Annotated in this window: 20 protein-coding genes; 11 read left to right on the top strand and 9 right to left on the bottom strand. The window is 52.2% G+C overall.

Features of this window, described 5'->3' with window-relative positions; translation table 11 throughout:
- The 7 genes from E0L15_RS10140 to E0L15_RS10110 form a co-directional block, all read left to right on the top strand.
- A partial coding sequence (locus E0L15_RS10140) for a GyrI-like domain-containing protein (RefSeq protein ID WP_206020618.1) occupies positions 1 to 207 on the top strand: 207 nt, incomplete at its 5' end.
- Between the two features lie 17 nt (positions 208 to 224).
- On the top strand, positions 225 to 653 hold the full coding sequence (locus tag E0L15_RS10135) for a nuclear transport factor 2 family protein (RefSeq protein ID WP_347565996.1): 429 nt from the start codon (positions 225 to 227) through the stop codon (positions 651 to 653).
- A gap of 14 nt (positions 654 to 667) precedes the next feature.
- On the top strand, positions 668 to 1,225 hold the full coding sequence (locus tag E0L15_RS10130) for a DUF3795 domain-containing protein (RefSeq protein ID WP_168125501.1): 558 nt from the start codon (positions 668 to 670) through the stop codon (positions 1,223 to 1,225).
- Positions 1,226 to 1,229: 4 nt separating this feature from the next.
- Positions 1,230 to 1,625 carry an SRPBCC family protein gene (locus E0L15_RS10125; RefSeq protein ID WP_168125500.1) on the top strand — a complete coding sequence of 132 codons (396 nt, stop codon included), beginning with the start codon at positions 1,230 to 1,232 and terminating at the stop codon, positions 1,623 to 1,625.
- Between the two features lie 73 nt (positions 1,626 to 1,698).
- On the top strand, positions 1,699 to 2,208 hold the full coding sequence (locus E0L15_RS10120; protein WP_168125499.1) for a helix-turn-helix transcriptional regulator: 510 nt from the start codon (positions 1,699 to 1,701) through the stop codon (positions 2,206 to 2,208).
- A 126-nt stretch (positions 2,209 to 2,334) separates the two neighbouring features.
- Positions 2,335 to 3,192, top strand: coding sequence for an AraC family transcriptional regulator (locus tag E0L15_RS10115; protein ID WP_168125498.1), 858 nt, complete (start codon positions 2,335 to 2,337; stop codon positions 3,190 to 3,192).
- 18 nt (positions 3,193 to 3,210) lie between these two features.
- The gene (locus E0L15_RS10110) at positions 3,211 to 3,624 is read left to right on the top strand and encodes a DUF3788 domain-containing protein (protein WP_087233844.1); all 414 of its coding nucleotides are present in this window, start codon (positions 3,211 to 3,213) and stop codon (positions 3,622 to 3,624) included.
- Positions 3,625 to 3,666: 42 nt separating this feature from the next.
- On the opposite strand, the gene E0L15_RS10105 is transcribed toward E0L15_RS10110, so the two are convergent.
- Both E0L15_RS10105 and E0L15_RS10100 read right to left on the bottom strand, forming a co-directional pair.
- Positions 3,667 to 4,425, bottom strand: coding sequence for a MerR family transcriptional regulator (locus tag E0L15_RS10105; protein ID WP_168125497.1), 759 nt, complete (start codon positions 4,423 to 4,425; stop codon positions 3,667 to 3,669).
- A gap of 60 nt (positions 4,426 to 4,485) precedes the next feature.
- On the bottom strand, positions 4,486 to 5,103 hold the full coding sequence (locus E0L15_RS10100; RefSeq protein ID WP_168125496.1) for a CatA-like O-acetyltransferase, family 2: 618 nt from the start codon (positions 5,101 to 5,103) through the stop codon (positions 4,486 to 4,488).
- Between the two features lie 148 nt (positions 5,104 to 5,251).
- On the opposite strand from E0L15_RS10100, the gene E0L15_RS10095 reads away from it, so the two are divergent.
- Complete coding sequence (locus tag E0L15_RS10095) at positions 5,252 to 5,812, top strand: flavin reductase family protein (RefSeq protein ID WP_168125495.1); 561 nt, start codon at positions 5,252 to 5,254, stop codon at positions 5,810 to 5,812.
- 419 nt (positions 5,813 to 6,231) lie between these two features.
- Here the strand turns inward: E0L15_RS10095 and E0L15_RS10090 are convergent, their stop codons facing one another.
- Positions 6,232 to 6,684: an NUDIX domain-containing protein gene (locus E0L15_RS10090; protein WP_343224067.1), complete on the bottom strand. Its 453-nt coding sequence runs from the start codon at positions 6,682 to 6,684 to the stop codon at positions 6,232 to 6,234.
- 217 nt (positions 6,685 to 6,901) lie between these two features.
- Here E0L15_RS10090 and E0L15_RS10085 point away from each other — a divergent pair, with 217 nt between their 5' ends.
- Together E0L15_RS10085 and E0L15_RS10080 are read left to right on the top strand one after the other, a co-directional pair.
- On the top strand, positions 6,902 to 7,417 hold the full coding sequence (locus tag E0L15_RS10085; protein WP_168125493.1) for a GNAT family N-acetyltransferase: 516 nt from the start codon (positions 6,902 to 6,904) through the stop codon (positions 7,415 to 7,417).
- Positions 7,418 to 7,476: 59 nt separating this feature from the next.
- On the top strand, positions 7,477 to 7,842 hold the full coding sequence (locus E0L15_RS10080) for a hypothetical protein (RefSeq protein WP_168125492.1): 366 nt from the start codon (positions 7,477 to 7,479) through the stop codon (positions 7,840 to 7,842).
- Positions 7,843 to 7,903: 61 nt separating this feature from the next.
- Here the strand turns inward: E0L15_RS10080 and E0L15_RS10075 are convergent, their stop codons facing one another.
- From E0L15_RS10075 to E0L15_RS10060, 4 genes are all read right to left on the bottom strand, one after another.
- Positions 7,904 to 8,284: a rhodanese-like domain-containing protein gene (locus E0L15_RS10075; protein ID WP_168125491.1), complete on the bottom strand. Its 381-nt coding sequence runs from the start codon at positions 8,282 to 8,284 to the stop codon at positions 7,904 to 7,906.
- Positions 8,281 to 8,814 (bottom strand): GDSL-type esterase/lipase family protein, encoded by a 534-nt coding sequence (locus tag E0L15_RS10070; RefSeq protein WP_168125490.1) that lies wholly within the window; start codon positions 8,812 to 8,814, stop codon positions 8,281 to 8,283. Before E0L15_RS10070 ends, E0L15_RS10075 begins: the two co-directional genes overlap by 4 nt.
- A 40-nt stretch (positions 8,815 to 8,854) precedes the next feature.
- Positions 8,855 to 9,238 (bottom strand): (deoxy)nucleoside triphosphate pyrophosphohydrolase, encoded by a 384-nt coding sequence (locus tag E0L15_RS10065; protein WP_168125489.1) that lies wholly within the window; start codon positions 9,236 to 9,238, stop codon positions 8,855 to 8,857.
- A 247-nt stretch (positions 9,239 to 9,485) separates the two neighbouring features.
- Positions 9,486 to 12,641, bottom strand: a complete 3,156-nt coding sequence (locus tag E0L15_RS10060; protein WP_168125502.1) for a DEAD/DEAH box helicase — start codon at positions 12,639 to 12,641, stop codon at positions 9,486 to 9,488.
- Positions 12,642 to 12,906: 265 nt separating this feature from the next.
- Here E0L15_RS10060 and E0L15_RS10055 point away from each other — a divergent pair, with 265 nt between their 5' ends.
- Entirely contained in the window at positions 12,907 to 13,596 is a 690-nt protein-coding gene (locus tag E0L15_RS10055; protein ID WP_168125488.1) for a hypothetical protein, read from the top strand.
- Between the two features lie 726 nt (positions 13,597 to 14,322).
- On the opposite strand, the gene E0L15_RS10050 is transcribed toward E0L15_RS10055, so the two are convergent.
- Positions 14,323 to 17,109: a DEAD/DEAH box helicase family protein gene (locus tag E0L15_RS10050; protein ID WP_168125487.1), complete on the bottom strand. Its 2,787-nt coding sequence runs from the start codon at positions 17,107 to 17,109 to the stop codon at positions 14,323 to 14,325.
- Between the two features lie 26 nt (positions 17,110 to 17,135).
- Positions 17,136 to 18,440 (bottom strand): RNA-binding domain-containing protein, encoded by a 1,305-nt coding sequence (locus E0L15_RS10045; protein ID WP_168125486.1) that lies wholly within the window; start codon positions 18,438 to 18,440, stop codon positions 17,136 to 17,138.
- Positions 18,441 to 18,899: the final 459 nt, after the last annotated feature.

Below are 18,899 nucleotides of genomic sequence, written 5' to 3'. Positions count from 1 at the left end.
AGGCTTTGTGTCCAGTGCATGCACCTGGGTCCCTATGACGATGAGCCCGCCACCGTGGCGGCCATGGAGGCGTACGCCACGGAACAGGGCTATGCGTTGGATTTCAGTCAGGGTCGGTTCCACCATGAGATCTATTTGAGTGATGTACGGCGGTGCAAGCCGGAAAAGCTGAAAACCGTCATCCGGCAGCCGGTGAAATGCGTGTAATGGAGTTGGAGGCAGCTATGGATATGCAGGAACAGAGGGAAGCACAGGTCCGCCGCTGGTTTTCCATGTGGCTGGACAAGCAGGACACGGGCATTGAGGAGCTCTTTGCCCCCGACGCCGTGTATATAGAGAGCTGGGGGCCGGAGTACCACGGCAATAGAAAAATTAAACTGTGGTTTGACGAGTGGAACACCCGGGGCACCGTGGAACACTGGGATATCCGAGAGTACTTCCACAAGGGAGACCAGACCGTGGTGGAGTGGGCTTTCCGCTGCGCCATGACAGACGGCACCATCCAGAGCTTTGACGGTCTCTCCCTCATCCGCTGGAACGAGGCGGGACAGATCTGCTTTCTCCAGGAATTCGGCTGTAACGAAAACCGCTATGACCCCTACGCCCAAGGGGACACCCCGGTGTTCCGGGGAGAGCAGGCATTGTGGTTTTGAAGGGAGGTAAGGTTATGAAAGGCTTTACCAGGGAAGAAACCCGCTTCTCCCTCTGCGGACTGAACTGCTGCCTGTGCTCCATGCACTTGGGCGGCTACTGTCCCGGCTGCGGCGGTGGGTCGGGCAATCAGAACTGTGCCATCGCCAAGTGCTCCCTGGACCACGGCGGCGTTCTGTTTTGCTGGGAGTGTCCGGAGTACCCCTGTTCCCGCTACGACGGTTTCGACGACGGGGACTCCTTTGTGCCCCACCGGAACCGGCAGCAGGACATTGCCCAGGCCAGGGAGATTGAGCCGGAAGCCTACCTGGCCCAGTTGGAGGAAAAGCTAGCGATTTGGGAGAAACTTCTGGCCCATTACAACGACGGCCGCCGCAAGGCGCTTTTCAACACGGCGGTGTATCTCCTGCCCCTGGAAGATTTACAGTCCGTAATGGCTCTTATGGACAGCAGGCCGGAATTGGAAGGCCAACCAATCAAGGAGTGGGCCCTCGCCGCTGTGGATTTGCTCCAGCAAGCGGCGGACCGCCGGGGTATCAACTTGAAACTGAACAAGAAGCCAAAGAAGGGGTGATTTTATGGCAACCTCCAAGGTAACGGTCAATTTTTCCTGCCCGGTGAAGCGGGTGTGGCAGACGGTGACCGACCTCACAAATACCGCCTGGCGCAGCGACTTGGCCCAGGTGGAAATCTTGGACGAAACCCATTTCGTGGAGCACACCAAAAGCGGTTACGCCACAGACTTTACCGTCACGGCCTGCCAGCCCCTGTGCCGATGGGCCTTCACCATGGAAAACGGTAATATGTCCGGCTCCTGGGAGGGGATCTTTGAGGTGGCAGAGGGCGGCACCCGGCTCCATTGCACCGAGACGGTCAACGCCAAGCACTGGTGGATGCGCCCCTTTGTCCCCAGCTATCTAAAGCGTCAGCAGAAGCTGTATCTGGACGATTTGCGGCGAGAACTGCAAAAATAAGCCGTGTTACTCTGCGTTGCTTGCGGCAACGGGCCGCTTTGCCTACAATGGGGAGCGAAAGGAGTGAGCCCACATGCTCAATGAAAACATCAAAGCCATCCGGAAATCTAAGGGTCTTTCCCAGCAGGAGCTGGCGGTCAAGGTGAATGTAGTGCGGCAGACCATCTCAAAATGGGAGCAGGGGCTGTCCGTCCCGGACTCCGATCTGCTCATTGCCCTGTCGGAGGCCCTGGAGACACCCGTGAGCACGCTGCTTGGAGGGAATGTGGTGGAGTCGGAGGCAGATACCGTCAAAGCCCTCTCGGAAAAGCTGGAGATCATCAATTTGCAGTTTGCCCGGAGAAAGGCCATGCGGCGCTCGGCCGTCCACTGGCTGTTCATCGCGGTGTGCGTGGGCATCCTGACCGTCGCCGCAGTTCTGGCCGTGGTGAACAGCCCTTACCTGGGCTGGGATTACAGTGCCCCGGAAACTGCCGTCATGGGCGTGGCCATCCACGTCTTTGAATGGGGCTTTGTCCGTCTGGCGCCCTTGGCCCTGATTGTGGCACTGGTCGGCGTTTTCTTGACGAGGAAAAAAGCATAAGGTTTTTCCGGAAGATCGGTCCTAAGAGCTGTGCTGTGACAACGCCGCCGGACAAATATGAGCACGGAAAATCGGGCAAAGTCCGTTCCTTTCCGATATGCTGAATCCAGAAGGACGGTGTGACCAATGGATTGGGTAACAAGCATTCATCAGGCGATCCAGTATATCGAGGAACATCTCCGGGAGGATCTGACCATCCGGGAGATCGCACATCAGGCGGCCTTGTCCCCCTTCTACTTTCAGAAGGGATTTGCTATGTTGTGCGGCATGACGGTGGGCGACTACATCCGCCAGCGCAGGCTCTCCGCCGCCGGGCTGGAGATCCTCACGACGGACCGGAAAATCATCGACATCGCGCTGGAGTTCGGCTATGACTCGCCGGACAGCTTCACCAAAGCCTTTGCCCGATTCCATGGCCTCACACCTGCCGCACTGCGAAAAAGCGGAGTCGCGGTCCGTTCCTTTGCTCCGCTTCGGATCAAAGTGACATTGGAAGGTGGTCAAAACATGGATTGTAAGATTATGAAAAAAGAGTCGTTTACAGTGCTCTGCCGGGCAAAGACCTTCAAGTATGAGGATGCCGTGGTCCAGGTTCCCCAGTTCTGGGCGGAGCACTTCGGTACAGGAGGCGGCAAGGCAGTGTGCGGCATGTACGGCATCAACTTGGATGAGAGTATGGGCGGAACTGAATTTGAATATCTCATCGCCGACAACTACGATCCCGCCAAGGAGATCCCGGACGGCTTCACCACCCGCACCATTCCAGCTCATACTTGGGCGGTATTCCCCTGCACTGGTCAGATGCCTCAGGCGCTCCAGGGACTAAACCAGAAGATCTTTTCCCAGTGGCTGCCCACGAACCCTGACTACAAGATCGCCGCGGGTATCAATGTGGAGCTATACAGCGACGCCAGCAAGTTTGAGGATGGAATCCAGGATCAGGACTACTACTGCGAGGTCTGGATCCCGGTGGAAAAGAAGTAAATCGAGGAGGCGGCTGTCATGCCTGAGATCGCGCCAAGCACGGAGCAGATGACAACTTTAGTGGGGAAACCCTTATATGAGATTTGGACACAACTATGCGCTCTGATTGACGAGAAATATGACATGGAGCGCCTGTGGGGCAGCGGTGGAAAGGCATGGACCTATGAGTACAAATACCGCCGGGGCGGCAAAACCCTGTGCGCGCTCTATGCCAGAGAAAACTGCATCGGGTTTATGGTCATCTTGGGCAAGGATGAGCGCTTGAAATTCGAGAACGACAAAGAGCATTACGTTCCGGAAGTTCAAAACATTTATGATGAAACGCCAACTTACCACGATGGAAAATGGCTGATGTTTGAGCCAGTGGACACTTCATTGTTTGAGGATTTCATTCGGTTGCTGGCCATTAAACGAAAACCGAACAGGAAATAGGAGCAGGCCCCCGGTGAAAAAAACCGGGGGCCTGCTTCATTCTTATTTTACCCAGTGGACAACGGCGTCCCGCAAAAAGCGGGCGCAGCCGAGCACCTGTTTGTCGTAGTAGGCGGTAAACCGCTCATCCATCACATAGAGCTCCGCGATCCCCCGGTGTTTGGCCGGGTCGTACCGGTTCCCGGTGATGGTGAACCACTGGCGGTGGAGGGCGGTAATTTCCTTGCCCTCCTCACCCTCCGGGGACAGCTCGGCCTGGACGGCAGCCTCCAGCCGCTCCTGGATCTCCCGACCCAGATCCGTCCACTCCTGGTACTGCGCCTGGGTCAGGTTCATCACCGCGGCGTTGGCCTCGTCCACCTCTTGGTCGCCGTACTTGGCGCGGATCTCTGCTCCGTAAACTTCCTCATTATGGGCTACAGCCCGCTGCTTGAACGCCTCAAATTTCTGCTCGTCGCTCATGCTCTCGTTCCTTTCTTCCGCTCCGATGGTGTCTTTCACCGACCGGATGAGCTGTTCCAGCCGCTCCCGCTCCGCCTCCAAAGCGGCCAGGTGGTTTCGCAGGGCAGCCAGACGGTCAAAGGAGGGATCGTCCAGACATTCCTTGATCCGGGCCAGCTCCACCCCGAGGGCCCGGTAATAGAGAATGTCCTGCAACCGGTCCACCTCCGCCCCACCGTAATAGCGGTAGCCACTCTCCGCCACCCGGCTGGGCTTCAGCAGCCCGATCTGGTCGTACCAGCGCAGGGTGCGGGTGGTCACCCCGGACAGGCGCGACAGCTCCTGAATGGAATACTCCATAGATAGCCCTCCTTGGGAATAGGGTACCAGTTGACGGAGCGTCAAAGTCAAGGGAAAATGCTAAATTTCTTTGATTTGCCGCTGCAGCCGCTCCAGAAATTCTGCCGCCGGGATCCCGTCCAGCTGGGTGTGGTGAAACTGGAAGGACACCGGCAAGGTGGCCCGCAGCCACTTCTTGCGATACTTGCCCCAGATGAGAAAAGGGTTGTTGTAGCATCCAGCGTAAATATTCACCGCACCGTCGATCTCATACCCCGCCAGAGCGGAGGTGCCGATGACCATATAGTCCTCACCCAGCTCATAGCTCTCTCCACCCTCTTGCACCTGTCCGGTGAGCTTCAGATAATCTTGATTGAGCCGCTCCAAATCGGTGGAAACAGGAATGTCGCAGGTGGCGATGCCGCCGTCTCGGGTGGCCACCACCGTATTGACGGCCAGGCGGTCATACTGCATCAGTTTGTCCCCCACCGGAAGCAGGTAGAAGTCCTCCATCTCCGCTGCCGCCTTTCCGATGCACCAGCACAGGAGCATGTTGAATTTGTAACCTCTCTTCCGGCTCAGACGCACCAGGGGCGTCACATCCAGGGTCTTCATCAGGGTCACCATGGGCATGGGTGCCTTCATCCACAGTTCAAAGGCCAGTGCCCTGGAGGTGTTTTTGGGATCTACTTCTTTCATATGGTTCTCCATTCTGTTCATCAAGTCCGGTTCGGTTGGCCAAGGTAAGTATTCCTTATCATAGCATAGCTCCTCATTATGGGCAACCGAACCCCATATTTCAAATTCGGAACTTGTGGTATAATGGGAAAAACAAGGAGTGATTGATATGCGCAAGAATTTTGGAGCCAAGACCTGGACCTATCCCCAGCCGGTCTTTATCCTGGCCACCTACAACGAAGACGGCACCCCCGACGCTATGAACGCGGCCTGGGGCGGCATCAGCGAGGACAAGGAGCTGAGCATGTGCATCAGTGAAGGCCATAAAACCACCGCCAACATTTTGGCCCGCAAGGCCTTTACCGTGAGCATGGGCACGGCGGACCAGGCGGTGGCCTGCGACTATGTGGGGCTTGCCTCCGGCAACGATGTGGTGGACAAGGTGGCAAAGGCCGGCTGGCACACCACCAAGTCGGAATTTGTGGATGCGCCCCTCATCGACGAGCTGCCCATGGCGGTGGAGTGCCAACTGGTGAGCTATGACCCGGAGAGCTGCCGTCTGGTAGGCAAGATCGTCAACGTAAGCGCCGATGAGTCTGTGCTGGACGGGGAGGGATCCATCGACCCGGAGAAGCTGCGCCCCATTATCTTTGACCCCATTCACTTCACCTACCGTGTTCTGGGCGAAAAGGTAGGCAACGCCTTCAAGGACGGCGCCAAGCTGAACTAAGAACCGGAATTTATCCCAGGCACAGATGGGGGGCGGAGGTGTAACCTCCGCCCCTCCGTTTATTCTGACCACAGATGATTGCCGTCCCTTCTTCTGCTTTTTTATCATGGCGATTTGTCGGCTATTTATGACTACTACGATCAAAGTGTAGCCCAAGCTGATTGTGCCATCTTCGGGCATGACCACAATTTCGCCCACCATTTCATCGGTTTCTTTTCATGCAACTGCAACCATGAAGAAGACATCCACGGACACCACATCATCCTTACGGCGTTCCACTAAGGCAGCGATACTGTCACAATCCTTTGTCTGCCCCTCTGATACCGGGCGCAGATCTCGTTGTCACGATAGTCGTATATAATACCTGCGTCCTGCGCCGCACCATTACGCAGGAGGCAGGCGGTCAGTTTCAAGAAAAATCATATGATTCCTTCCTGTATCATCATTTCCAAAACTCTGGCTTCTCTTTCAAGCATGATTTTGTCTTTAGGGCCATGATCTGCTTCACGATTGATACGGATAGCGTGGGTGGGATCGACATACTCCAGTGTGAAGTGCTCTTCCGCTTCATAGCCATCTAATTGCTGTGATCCAACTTTTTCTTCTACATCGCACAGAAAATAATAATTGTCCTGAATGAACTTGGCCTCTTTCTGTCCTTTCTGTATCCGATGGACAAGACCGTATTCCTGAATGGATGGAAGGATCACTTGCAGGCCGGATTCCTCTGCAACTTCCCGCAGGAGAGCCTCTTCCAAACTCTCACCGTCTTCTATGCCACCACCAGGGAATTTATAATAATCATATTTCAGACTATGCACCATGGCCACTTTCCCATCGTGGATAATGATGCCACGAACAGAGGGCCGCACAAATGCTTGGCCGTTAGGGTCATAGTCCTTTGCATGACAGCTTGGAATTGGTGTGTTACAATATCATCAAATCAAGGGCGCAAGAAACGGCTATGACCGCTTTCGCTCATGCTCTCCATGACTGCAAGCGCACCCCAGACGAAGATACCGCAGCTGGTGAAGCGAATACCTTGATGAAAGATGCAACGATGAAAAGCTGAACTTGACGGAGGACATTATGAAAATAAATGATATTAAGACTTCAAGACTTTTACTAAGAGGATTCACGAAAGAAGATGCTTTGTGGGCACATAGTATCTGGAATAATCCAGAGATGGGACAGTATTTGCCAGATGAGGCAAAAGAAGAAATAGATGCTGAATATTTGAAAATGTTAGAAGGCTTAGGCGAGGATGAAGAATGCTGTTACTTGATTCCTGTTTTTAAGGATTCCTTAGAACGGGTAGGGACATGTAGTTTCATAATAAGTGATGACAAGAAAGTATACGACATTGCTTATTGCGTACATAAGAATTTTTGGTGTCAAGGCTATGCAACTGAAATTGCTCAGGGAATGATAGATTATGCTCGTAGTCAAGGAGCTGAGAAAGTAACCATTTATGTGAATCAGGAAAATACCGCTTCCAATCGTGTTGCCCAGAAATGCGGCGGAAAAATTGTCAGCGAGAGCTCATACAAGAAAAAGGGAACAGATAAAATTATGAAAGATTATAAATACGAAATTGTATTGTAACCTGCTTCGTACATAAAGGGAGACAAGTTATCATTAAATCAAGTGTGGAGGTGTTGGATATGAAACGAATTACAGCAGTTCTTCCCTCCCTTGTGATAATTCTGTTGGCATTGGTAAGCTGTGTCCCACGCAGCATGAATTACATCATTGCCAATGAGCCCAGCATCACCGGTGTCGTCCAGGAGGTTCACGACACTTATATTCTCATCTACGTTGAAACGGAGGGTTACCCAACCGGAGCTGATTGCTCCGTATCTCTGGACGTAGAAAACAAAGACGGCCTGTACAGTCCAATTTCTGTGGGCGATGTGGTGACGGTCTACTTTGATGGCAGTATTGCAGAGAGTTATCCGTTGCAGATCAACACCGTGTATGCCATTACCTTGACGGAACCGGCAGACCGAGCACAACAAAACCAGGGGTGAGCGGACATTTTACGCCGCTCACCCCTGTCATTTAACAAACTTCTCCCCTTTTGCAGAATTCTCACGGCTCTATCTCATAGGGCCAGGTGTTGATGCCGCCAAACTCATAGATATTGGTGTAACCCAGTCCGGCCAAAGTGGAGGATGCGGTCTTGCTGCGGTTTCCACTGCGGCAGTAGACCAGCACCGTAGAATCCTTTTCAGGAATCACGGCAGCGGCAGTTTCCTCATCTATGCTACCCACCGGCAGCAGGACCGCTCCAGGGATGTGGCCACTGTCGTACTCACTCTGTTCCCGCACGTCCAGGACAATCACTTCCTGGGTGTCCATCATCTCTTTGGCCGCTTCCTGGGTGATCTGCTCATAGGAGCCGTCAGAGGTACCTCCACTGCATCCGGTCAGCAGCAGAATGGACAGCAGAAAAGGGATGATTCGTTTCATTTGAGTTCCTCCAGAAGTCCGGCGGCAAAGGCTTTGTGCCCCTGCTCCGTGAAGTGTACGCCGTCGTAGGCCAAGGAGAAGTCCCACCTTCCGGCATCGGCAAAGCGGATGCCAAGCTGCTCCGCCAGGGCTTGACAGAGCCGGGCAAAGGTATGGGAATCCTCAATAAGTTGCTGGCTGGGCACCCACTCACCCAAGGTCATTGGCGGTGGTGCAATGAGGAGTATCTTGCTTTGCTCCAGACGGATGCCGGAGAGAAACCTCTCCAGCTTCTTGGCGGCCTGCTCCGGGCTGTTCCCCTGGAGTAGATCATTGGTGCCAAGCATGACAATCAGCAGATCAATGTCAGTAGGAAATTGTGGAGCAGAAGAAGGAATCTCCCGCCCGTTTTGCCCCATATTGCAGACAGTCCAGCCGGTTTCCGCAGCCAGAATGTCCACCCACCGGCTGTCCGCCTCATAGCGCCCGCCAAAATATCCTCGAGGGTCGTAGCCGTAGGTATTGGAATCGCCGAAGCAGATGATGTTCATATTGTGCTGGTCCTTTCTCCTTGTGGCCACTGGACTTGCATCACCTGGCTGTTTTCAGTCTCTCCAGAATCTCCACATCCGCCGGACAGAACTCGTACTGGTCAATCTCGTCCACTGTGATCCACCGGATGTCGTTATGCTCCATCTTCTGTGGCGCTCCCTTCTGGATGGTGGCATAGAACAGAGTTAGGTGGACCGTCAAATCGGGGTATTCGTGAACCACGTCCATATACACTTCACCCACATCCAGAGTGATAACCAACTCCTCCTGGCATTCACGAATGAGTGCCTGTTCTTTGGTCTCCCCTGGCTCCACCTTTCCACCTACAAACTCCCACAGGAGTCCTCTTGCCTTGTTGGCCGGGCGCTGACAGATCAAGAACTTGTCCTTATCCCAAATTAGGGCTGCTACTACTTCAGTCATAGTTTAACAAAACACACTTTCTCATTTTTTAGATCAACGTCTGTAATTTTATAGCCAGCTTCTAGGCAAACGTTCGGAAGCATATGTGTTGGTGATAGGTGCCAATACGCATCATATACTCTTGCTGATTTGCATAGCGAGATACCCAATATTGACTCTATATCTTCAAAAGTTAAAACTATCCGAGATACATTACATGTCCTTAAATAATTTGCAAGCGGCCAAAATTTGCTGTTTATCATAATTTTCACCCCACCACCAATTTATTTGTCTTCTTCAAAAACTTCGCCGGAATCGGTCGATCCAGCCTCCAGGTGATATTCATGGGCCTGCTCCCGTCATGCGTCTCATAGTTAGCTGTACCCAGGAAGGTGTAGGCTGCTGCACCACCCGCGATCCGGTCCGCCTTGAACTCCCGGACAAACAGCAACACCTTGCTCCCACGTTCCCGGTGGTGGATGTACCGCTGACCGGTGGGAGAGTCCGCCGCTGTGGTGCTCTGGCTCTGCCAGTGGAACAGGTTTTCGTTGATGGAGTAGTCGTGATACATGGTGGTGGGCGAGTAGTCCTTGTCCGCCTTGTTCAGCGTCACAAAGAACACGTCCAGCTGCTTCTCCGGCAGCCATTTTACACCCTCGCGCACCGTGGCCGGTTTCATAAAATCCATCGCCACCAGCAATTGATCTCTGGTATAGGTGCAGTGGAGATCCAACGGGCAGCCAAAGCCCAGGTCTACCGGCTCGTCAATAAAATCAATGTGCTCATACCGATGGCGGAGCAGATCCAAAAGCTCACCCAGGAGCACGGGACCATCCGAAAGGGCATACAGGTTGTCCAGCACCTCATCGGATTCCCAACTATCTGCTGCCTTGCCCCAAACAGTTACGTAGAACATCTGGAGCATCCGCTGATCCAGATCGCTTAGCGCCGGAAAGTCCACATCGTCCAGACGGGGCAGCAGGTCCAGCAAAAAGCGGATCCAGCGCCGGGAGTCCACAACGGCCAATCGTCCGAGCGCTTTTGTGAGTATATCCTCCAGCGGTTCGTTAAAGTCCGCAATTGCATCCGCCCGGGCGCAGATACGGGAGAAGGAAGAAAACTTGTAAATTGCCCTGGGATCCAGGTGGTAATAGTCCAGGAAATTTGCAAGCGTCAGTTCCAGACCACTGTCCTCCGCAAAGCTGGCCACCCGGGATACCAGTCCGGCGGTATTGCCATAGGAGGCACGGATATTATTCAAAATGTACTTAGCTGCCTTCTTCTCCAGCTGTATGTAGCAACCTTTGGGTGCGGAGACAAATCCATCCTTGATCTCTCGGGTCACGCTACGGGTGGTATTGGACAGCAGGGCCACAAACTTGTCCTCGAAGTTATACCGCTTGTTGGCCTGGCCGATAAAGTCCAGCACGGTTAGACATTCCTTGTCCTCTGCAAGCCGCAGGCCACGGCCCAGCTGCTGAAGGAAAATGGTCAAAGACTCGGTGGGACGCAGGAACAGCACGGTATTGACCTCCGGAATATCCACGCCCTCATTGTAGATGTCCACCACGAAGATGAAGCGCACCTCGCCGCTGACCAGCCGTCCTTTGGCAGTTTTTCTATCCTCATCAGAGGATTTTCCGGTCAGGAAGATGGCCGGAATGCCGTGGTTGTTGAAATACCGGCACATAAACTCCGCATGCTCAATGGAGACACAGAAGCCCAGGCCCTTGACTTCGTCAATATCGGTCACATACTTGAGAAGCGAGGACACCACCAGATCGGCGCGGCGATTGGCCACGGCGCCACTGAGGGTGTAGAGATTTGACAACTCTCCCTTGTCGTATCCACCCGCATTCCACTTTAGGGTGCTCAAGTCCACGGTATCGGTGACACCGAAATACTGGAACGGACACAGCAGCTTCCGGTCGATGGCTTCCGGCAGCCGGATTTCAGCGGCAATGCGGTGGTTGAAGTAGGGCAATACACTTTTGCCGTCCATACGCTCCGGGGTGGCGGTTAGGCCCAGCAGGATCTGAGGCTGATAGTAGGTCAGCAGCTTCTGATAGCTAGGCGCTGCCGCATGGTGGAACTCGTCCACAACAATATAGTCGTAAAAATTCGGAGCACCCTTGGCGGAAAAATCCTGAGAGTTAAAGGTCTGAATGGACAAAAACAGATGGTCAATACTTTCGGGTTTGTAGTTGCCCACGAACAGCTCCCCGAAATTCGCATCCTTCAAAACTGCCCGGAAGGTGTACAGGCTCTGCCGCAAAATTTCTTCCCGGTGGGCCACAAAGAGAAGGCGGCATGGTTTCCCTGGATTTTGCTTGCGGAATCGCTTGTAGTCCAAGGCGGAAATCACTGTTTTTCCGGTACCGGTGGCGGCCACCACCAGATTGCGGGTATAGCCTCGGACAGTGCGCTCGGCCTCCAGCTTGTCCAGAATCTCCTGCTGGTAGGAGTAGGGCGCAATATCCATGGTGTACATTTCGTCGTTGTTGGCGTCGAAGTATTTTTCCGCTTTCAGTGCCCGGACCAGCCGCTCCTTCTGATCCTCAGAGTAGTACTCAAACTCGCTGGAGTTCCAGTAGCTCTCAAAGGTGGCGGCGATCTTGTCGATGGTCTCCGGCAGATCCCGGCGGGTAACCTTCACATTCCACTCCAATCCGCTGGAGATGGCGGCGTTAGATAGGTTGGAGGAGCCCACATAGGCAGTAGTAAAGCCGGTATCCCGGTAAAACACATAGGTCTTGGCGTGGAGGCGGGTGCGCTTGGTGTCGTAGCTGACCTTGATTCTGGTGTGGGAGAGCTTGCGCAGTTCCTCAATGGCCTTTACATCGGTAGCTCCCATGTAGGAGGTGGTGATGATCCGCAGCTCGCCACCGTTCTGGGTAAACTCTTGCAGCTCATCTATCAGGAGCCGCAGGCCGCTCCACTTGATAAAGGACACCAACATATCGATACGGTCGGCGGAAACGATCTCCTTTTTCAGTTCCGAGTACATCTGGGGTTCATGGATTGTCCCGGTAAACAGGCTGCTCTGGGCGATGGAGGTCTCTGGCCGGCTCAGGTCAGCAGCCGTCTTGCCCACCGCCAGCCGTGGATCCTGCTCCCGCAAAAGCGCAAGGAGCTGCTCTGCCCGCTGATCAACGCCTAGCAAGGCAAAGTCAGCTTCTTGAGTCGTGTTCTGGATAAGGTCTACAATCTTGTTGGTAAGGTCGATCTGCGTGGTGGTGTCACCGCCATTGTCTACCACATTCTCCAAACCCTTTTGCACCACGTCCGCCAGATACTGTGCCAGCACCTTGGAGGCCTCCGCCTTGTCAATGGGTGCAACCGATTTGCGGGTCTCAGGAATATCTGAGAGCTCGCGGTTCAAGGCGTTGTTGATGACTTGTTCATAAAGGCCGGGATACAGCATATGGTTCACTCTTCCTATATTCCTTTTACGGATGTATATTATATTTAGTATAACTGGAATTTCAAAATTCGACAAGGACATATTGGCAAATATCAACAAAACACTCTAGCTTTGTCAATGTCTCTTCTCCTATCATTGCAAAATCGTTTCATATATCAGAATAAGAAAATGATTGTCCCATAATCAGGACTATTCTCATTGGCAACACCCTTGATATGTAAGGTCATAACCGATACAATGACAGTGTGAGAAAGGGGGCTTGTGTATGGCAACAATCCGATGTCCACACTGCGGCAGTCCTATCATGGTGCGGGGAAACCGCTGGGAGTGTGGCTGGTGCGGGGATTTTGGGAGTACTTCTTCTCTGCTCCCATCCGAACGAGCCAAGCTGGTTTCTGAAGAAAGCAGACCACAAATTACTTTGAGTTTCACCGTCTCTGTGGAGGACACTACGCCTCCGCCACGCCATTTTACCCGCACAGAACTGGTGGATATGGTCCGCCGCTGGGATTTTTCCGAAAACGAGTGGGCCTGCCGGGAACTGCTGATTGCCGACTTTCCCGATGCTGTCCGGCGCTGGACGGTAGAAGAGCTGGAGGATATGGACACCCAGGAACTACTATATGAAACCGGTGACAGTGACCCCCAGACCGCAGTTCAGATGATGAAGTTGCTGTTGGACACGGCAGAAAGTCACCTCCAGGAACCAGAGGTGGCCGAGCAACTATTGGGATGGGATATGTGCGATCTGTGTGGAAATCAGTTTGTCCAAGCTTCCCTTTTGAAGCAACTCAAGCAGGATGACCGTCTGGCACGGCAAATATTTCAGAGTGCCTATGTAGGGGATGCTCAGGAAGATTTATTGGATGCGTGCGACTGGTTTGGGGAGGCAGAGCTGAAAAAGCATCTCTATTCTCTTTTGACTCAAAATCCCTATTTCGAAGGATTTGACTAAATGGAACAGCCCGTCCTGTGTCAATTCACGGGCCGGGCTTTCCTGCGTTTTGTGAGGTTTCTTATCTTTGATTAGGCGTGCTAAAACCTGATACGCCTGAGGTCCAGAAATGACTTGCATTCAGGCTTCGCCAGAGGTACAATACCCCAAACCCCGAACAGCAAGAAGAGCCCTTCTGGACAGGCGGCGGCAGCGGATGCCGCACCTGGTCAAGAAGGGCTCTTTGACCACATGCGATTCCATAAAATTTGATTATTCCGAACATAAGCGCTTAGAAACTGGCACTATTTTTGCATAGTCCGTTGTTTTTGGAACATAAAAGTTGTGGTCAAAAATTCGCAGTCGAATTTTTCTCCCTTATTGATATTATAAACTTATTTTCTGTTCTGTGCCGCAATCATGCACTTTACATCGAAGATTTTATAGTGCCTATTCTTTGTCTATAGCGTGTTAAAAATTGATACGCCTGCTGCACGAATTTTCGATGTCTTGGTTATGTGTTGGGCAGATCGTTTTCAAAGCACCGGCCCCAATCTCATCTCTCGACTGCAAGCGTACACACTGGCTCGCCACTGGCTGCCTCTACATAGACACATCTTCCATGACAAGCTGTTCGCTTTCTGCATGACCGGACAGAGACAGGAACTCACCTGCAATATCCGGGTTTTTGAACCGAAGTACATCCGTATCTTTTCTGCCAAAAGCAAGAAAATCCACGCCGCCATACTACACAACACTTTCATCGACAACGGCATACCGCTGATTTAGTTCTTTGTGCGTATGGACCACGATACCTGTCTGCCTCATCATCTCAATCGCTTCACATACACTTTCTTGATTCGCGAGTTTCCCGCTCTCTGCCGTTCTGGTATGGATCGCAATTTCGACACCGGAAGCGACCGCCTTCTGCAAAGGGGGAAGAAGTTTCACGATTCTGCCTTTTTGCAGATAGGGACTAACAATAACCACGCTGCGGACAGCATCGTCCAAGTCCTGCTCAAAGGGAAGCATAGATGAGTGGCCATCATAAATCACACTGATAGACTGATCCGCTGCACCGAATTTGACCTGATATCCCAGTTCCGCATAACCCTTCAGGCGTTTATGATACATCCGCTCCAATGTAGGAACATTGATATCCACATAATCGTAGATGCGAACTTCCTGCTTTCCTTCATAATTTCTATGGAGACGACCGGCATACTGTGCCAATGTGCCCTTCCACGATATGGGCATCACCAGAAGCAAGGTGTCCAGCCGTGGGGCGTCAAAGCCCTCTCCAATGTACTTTCCGGTGGCAACGACCACCACATCCTCATCGTCAGGCATATTCTGCAATGCGGTCAGCTTTTCACGCTTATCCTTTTGCTTGTCACTGCCAATGAGCAAGAAAACGTGTTTCACCTGATCCGACAGCTGATTGGCAAGCAATACAGCGTGTTCCTTCCGCTCCGTCAGAAGAATCGGTGTGCGCCCCTCCTGAACCAGCTTCAAAGTGTCTGACACCAACAGTCCGTTCCGGTTGTGATTTTCAATCACACCGGCGTACATATCCTGAATCCTGTTGGCATCCGGCAACCTCATGCGAGTAAATCTGGGGATTACGATATGAGAGAAGCTTCGCTTCTCCGCCTGGCTTTTTGCGTCCACCAAATACCGGACAGGACCGCACTGCATAAAGATGATGGGATGATGGCCGTCCTTGCGGACAGGTGTGGCAGACAAACCGTAAACATATTTGGCTTCCACGGCTTTCAGCACGGTTTCAAAGGTGAATGCGGCCACATGATGGCACTCATCTACAATGACCATTCCGTACTCTGCCACAAAAGACTTTACCGTCTTTTCTTCTCCCTTAAGCAGGGACTGCATGGTGGCAATATCGACAATCCCGCTGCGGGTATTCTTTCCACTGCCGATTTGGCCAATGAGATGCCGCTTTTTCTTCCTGCCACGCTTTTTAGGAAGTTCCGGCAGAACCTCATGAATATTCAGAAATTGTTCCAGCGAGGATTTCCACTGTTCCAGCAATGCGCTGGACTGTACCAATACCAGGGTATTGACTTTACGCTGTGCAATCAGATATGCACCGATCACAGTTTTCCCAAATGCAGTCGTTGCGGACAGAACACCCATGTCTGCGGCAAGCAGCGCCTGGGCAGCGGGTTTCTGCTCTGGACGTAGCATTCCGTTGAATTCCACATCAATGGAATGTCCCAGTGATCTGTGATCCTCCAGGATGGCAGGGACTTCATATTGATCGAATAACCCCAGAAGCGCCTCTATACAGCCACGGGGAATGCCAATGTAATTCTCATCCTCATATCCGCAATCCAGCACACGGGGAATGCCATATACGGAAATGCGCATGGCTTGCTTGGAGCGAAATTCCGGATTTGGAAACGCCGCAAGCCGTTTGAGCGTATTCAATGCCGCTTGAGAGAAGTCTTTTTTCTCAATGTAGATCAGATTGGAAATATACAGGCTTACCTGCAACGAAAAATCTCTACGTGTCAGTTTTGTCTGGGTTCGCTTGCGTTTCCAGGGCACTTGCTTCTCCTCGGCATCTGCCAATTCTCCCACGTCGCCATGATGACATAGTTTCCTTAAGGCTTCTTCCAACTGTTCCGGTGTGATTCTTGGCAGAGAGGAGAGAAACGCCCATTGATCGGGATAAGGCTCAAAGCGGTCATCCACAAACAGAGAATTTCCGTCTTTCTGTGCCTGTCCTTGAAATGGCAGGGCAATCAAATTCCCGAAACCGCCCTTCGGCACAAGATCCTGAGACGGGAACAACCGGTCATAGGACGAAAAGGATAGCTCATGCCGGCACGACATGGTTCGGGTCAGCAAACCGGTCCCCAAGCGCCTGGCATCGGCGGCGGAAACAGGCTCCGAAAAGAAAAACCAGACATGGGCTCCGTTTCCGGAGCGGGAGCGTTCCACTGCCGGTACAAGTCCCGCATCTTTGCAGGATTTACAAAATGAAGTCACATCAAGCTTCCAGTTTTCTTCATCAAAATCCGCAGCCAGCAGCCAAGTCTTGTTGTCCTCCAGCATCGGATAGATTGCCGCCACATCTCTGCACAAAGAATCACGGCCAATCAAATGTGCTTTGACCACATCGGCCGTGAGCGGCCGAAACTCACGGTTGGGGCACTCTGCGCACCTGTATTTCTTTTTGTCGCACAGGCCATGTACCCATTCATTTTTACAGACTGGGGTGTAACCGGTTTTCCCGGTGGTGGTGCTGTGATACCGGCGTGCATATACATCTTCCCGCCCTTTGAAAACAGAGAGGAAATACTCGATTTTCTCCTGTGAGGAGCTGTGTGCGTGAACCGGAGCAGACTGTACATCCGTTAGAGCACAGCTGCGCCACAGCGGCTCGGAGCATACCGCCCTTTTGCCGTTTTCATCTTCACAGAGAAGCAGCGCCTGCCCCCCATCCAGAGACGGGACGATTTCAAGAAGCGTATATTCCCGGCCATTGATGATCGCTTTTCGATTCATACACAGCACCCCCTCCGCACCAGCAGTTACTTCCGTCTATACTTTGTTTTCCTGCCGTTTCCATCCTGATAAATCAGGCCCTCGGCAACCATGCGTTTTAGAATCCGGTTGGCTGTGGCCTGGCTCACATCCAGCAGCCGGTCTACATCACTGCGCACGATATGACCATGGGAACCAATGAAATCCAGAATCCGTTTCTCTTCGCTTTTGAGTGTACCAACCAGTGTCTCTGTATGATTTGCGCCGGTGTTCCTGTTTGGTAGCGTTATTTTGAATGCGTTGCTCGATACCTCGATTTTGGGCTTCAATTCCGTCTCCGTGTAGGCGTTCATGATTTTAGGCATACCGGTGCCGTATGCCTCAATCAGCTGCAGACGATAAAATATGGCTGCCAGCTTGGGGTTTCGGCAAACCGAAAGTCCCAGCATAATGTCGTCCAGTCCAATGCCGGAGGGCAGTCCACCCACAGAAACAAATTCGATTCTGTCAGCATACACACTGACAAGGGTGCTTGCACGGAAGGAATAGTCTCTGTGGACCAGTGAGTTCAACAGCGCTTCCCGCAGTGCATCTTCCGGATAATCCCGTGTGTCGATTCGGTATAGCCCATCAAAAGTTGCCTTTGTCTGGTTACGCATATCCAGATAGCTGTATAGCTCCTCCATCTGCTGAAACAGCGAACCGTCAAATTCTCTTCTGTCCTGAAAGCTTCCCTTATCTTCCCCCGAGAAGGTCGCCGCCTTGATGGTGCTGGGACACTGGTCGGACAGGAGCAGCGCCACATTGGAGTAGATACCATCCGCGGAGATCATCCCAAGGGTCTGCATTTTTGCAGCATCAAATGGGATATTCTGCTTCTCGAATTGCTTCTCTGCCGCTTCAAAGCTGAGGTTCTGTTCCAGTGAACGCATGGATTCGAAGCTGTCACCATCGGTTTCCTTAATCATTCTTCGGATTGCAGTATCTGTAGCCGGGTCAGAAGATGTGCCGTTTCTGACATAGACCCCACTGGGTTTCAACCCCTTACTGCCCAGATAATAGGGCCGGTCGGTTCCTTTTTGAATGGTCACAGCGATGATATCCTTGTCCGTGACATGCTGCGTTTCATAGCCCACAAACATTGTCACATCAGGTTTAATGGAATCTCGAATCATATTGTTCAGCTGCAACATGACTTGGTCTGCATTTTTGACTCCCACAACGCTTCCATCGTTGCTGACGCCAATATACAGCGTACCGCCTTTTGTGTTGGCAAAGGCAATGATTTCTTTGCAGATATCTCCCACGACCTCTGCTTTCAGTTCAACAACTTCACTCTCAACAAATGCCATACACAGCGCCTCCTTTTCTTAGTTATCATTATAGTCATTCTTGTCATTCTTGTCAAATTCTATTCATCTGACAAGAAACTAATTCCGGCCTGTCAACGCCTTGGCGCGAGAATATTTCTTTGATTAGGCGTGCTAAAAACTGATACGCCTGAGGGGCAGAAATGACTTGCTTTCAGGCTTTGCCAAAGGTACAATACCGCAAACCCCGAGCATGAAAAAAGAGCCCTTCTGGACAGGCGGCGGCAGCGGATGACGCACCTGGTCAAGAAGGGCTCTTTGACCACATGTTTGACCACAGACAGCGCCGGAGCACTCGGAAACAGTGGAAATAAGAGCGCTAAAAAGTAATTGCTTTGGAGTGGATAGTTCCATAAACTACTATAAACAACTATAAAAAATACCGAGAACCTCTTTGGGAGCAGGATGTCGGGAGTTCGAGTCTCTCCACTCGGACCACAA

It is taken from the genome of Pseudoflavonifractor sp. SW1122 (assembly GCF_012027765.1).
Classification (GTDB): domain Bacteria; phylum Bacillota; class Clostridia; order Oscillospirales; family Oscillospiraceae; genus Enterenecus; species Enterenecus faecium.
The sequence above is the reverse complement of the archived record's forward strand: the minus strand, read 5'-3'. Positions and strand labels throughout refer to the sequence as shown.

Excerpts from the sequence above, each read along its gene's own strand:
- E0L15_RS10050 (WP_168125487.1), bottom strand. The coding sequence starts at position 17,109 with ATGAATCGAAAAGCGATCATCAATGGCCGGGAATATACGCTTCTTGAA.
- E0L15_RS10065 (WP_168125489.1), bottom strand. The coding sequence starts at position 9,238 with ATGACTGAAGTAGTAGCAGCCCTAATTTGGGATAAGGACAAGTTCTTG.
- E0L15_RS10110 (WP_087233844.1), top strand. The coding sequence starts at position 3,211 with ATGCCTGAGATCGCGCCAAGCACGGAGCAGATGACAACTTTAGTGGGG.
- E0L15_RS10075 (WP_168125491.1), bottom strand. The coding sequence starts at position 8,284 with ATGAAACGAATCATCCCTTTTCTGCTGTCCATTCTGCTGCTGACCGGA.
- E0L15_RS10125 (WP_168125500.1), top strand. The coding sequence starts at position 1,230 with ATGGCAACCTCCAAGGTAACGGTCAATTTTTCCTGCCCGGTGAAGCGG.
- E0L15_RS10120 (WP_168125499.1), top strand. The coding sequence starts at position 1,699 with ATGCTCAATGAAAACATCAAAGCCATCCGGAAATCTAAGGGTCTTTCC.
- E0L15_RS10060 (WP_168125502.1), bottom strand. The coding sequence starts at position 12,641 with ATGCTGTATCCCGGCCTTTATGAACAAGTCATCAACAACGCCTTGAAC.
- E0L15_RS10115 (WP_168125498.1), top strand. The coding sequence starts at position 2,335 with ATGGATTGGGTAACAAGCATTCATCAGGCGATCCAGTATATCGAGGAA.
- E0L15_RS10100 (WP_168125496.1), bottom strand. The coding sequence starts at position 5,103 with ATGAAAGAAGTAGATCCCAAAAACACCTCCAGGGCACTGGCCTTTGAA.
- E0L15_RS10130 (WP_168125501.1), top strand. The coding sequence starts at position 668 with ATGAAAGGCTTTACCAGGGAAGAAACCCGCTTCTCCCTCTGCGGACTG.
- E0L15_RS10085 (WP_168125493.1), top strand. The coding sequence starts at position 6,902 with ATGAAAATAAATGATATTAAGACTTCAAGACTTTTACTAAGAGGATTC.
- E0L15_RS10080 (WP_168125492.1), top strand. The coding sequence starts at position 7,477 with ATGAAACGAATTACAGCAGTTCTTCCCTCCCTTGTGATAATTCTGTTG.
- E0L15_RS10045 (WP_168125486.1), bottom strand. The coding sequence starts at position 18,440 with ATGGCATTTGTTGAGAGTGAAGTTGTTGAACTGAAAGCAGAGGTCGTG.
- E0L15_RS10070 (WP_168125490.1), bottom strand. The coding sequence starts at position 8,814 with ATGAACATCATCTGCTTCGGCGATTCCAATACCTACGGCTACGACCCT.
- E0L15_RS10135 (WP_347565996.1), top strand. The coding sequence starts at position 225 with ATGGATATGCAGGAACAGAGGGAAGCACAGGTCCGCCGCTGGTTTTCC.
- E0L15_RS10105 (WP_168125497.1), bottom strand. The coding sequence starts at position 4,425 with ATGGAGTATTCCATTCAGGAGCTGTCGCGCCTGTCCGGGGTGACCACC.
- E0L15_RS10095 (WP_168125495.1), top strand. The coding sequence starts at position 5,252 with ATGCGCAAGAATTTTGGAGCCAAGACCTGGACCTATCCCCAGCCGGTC.
- E0L15_RS10055 (WP_168125488.1), top strand. The coding sequence starts at position 12,907 with ATGGCAACAATCCGATGTCCACACTGCGGCAGTCCTATCATGGTGCGG.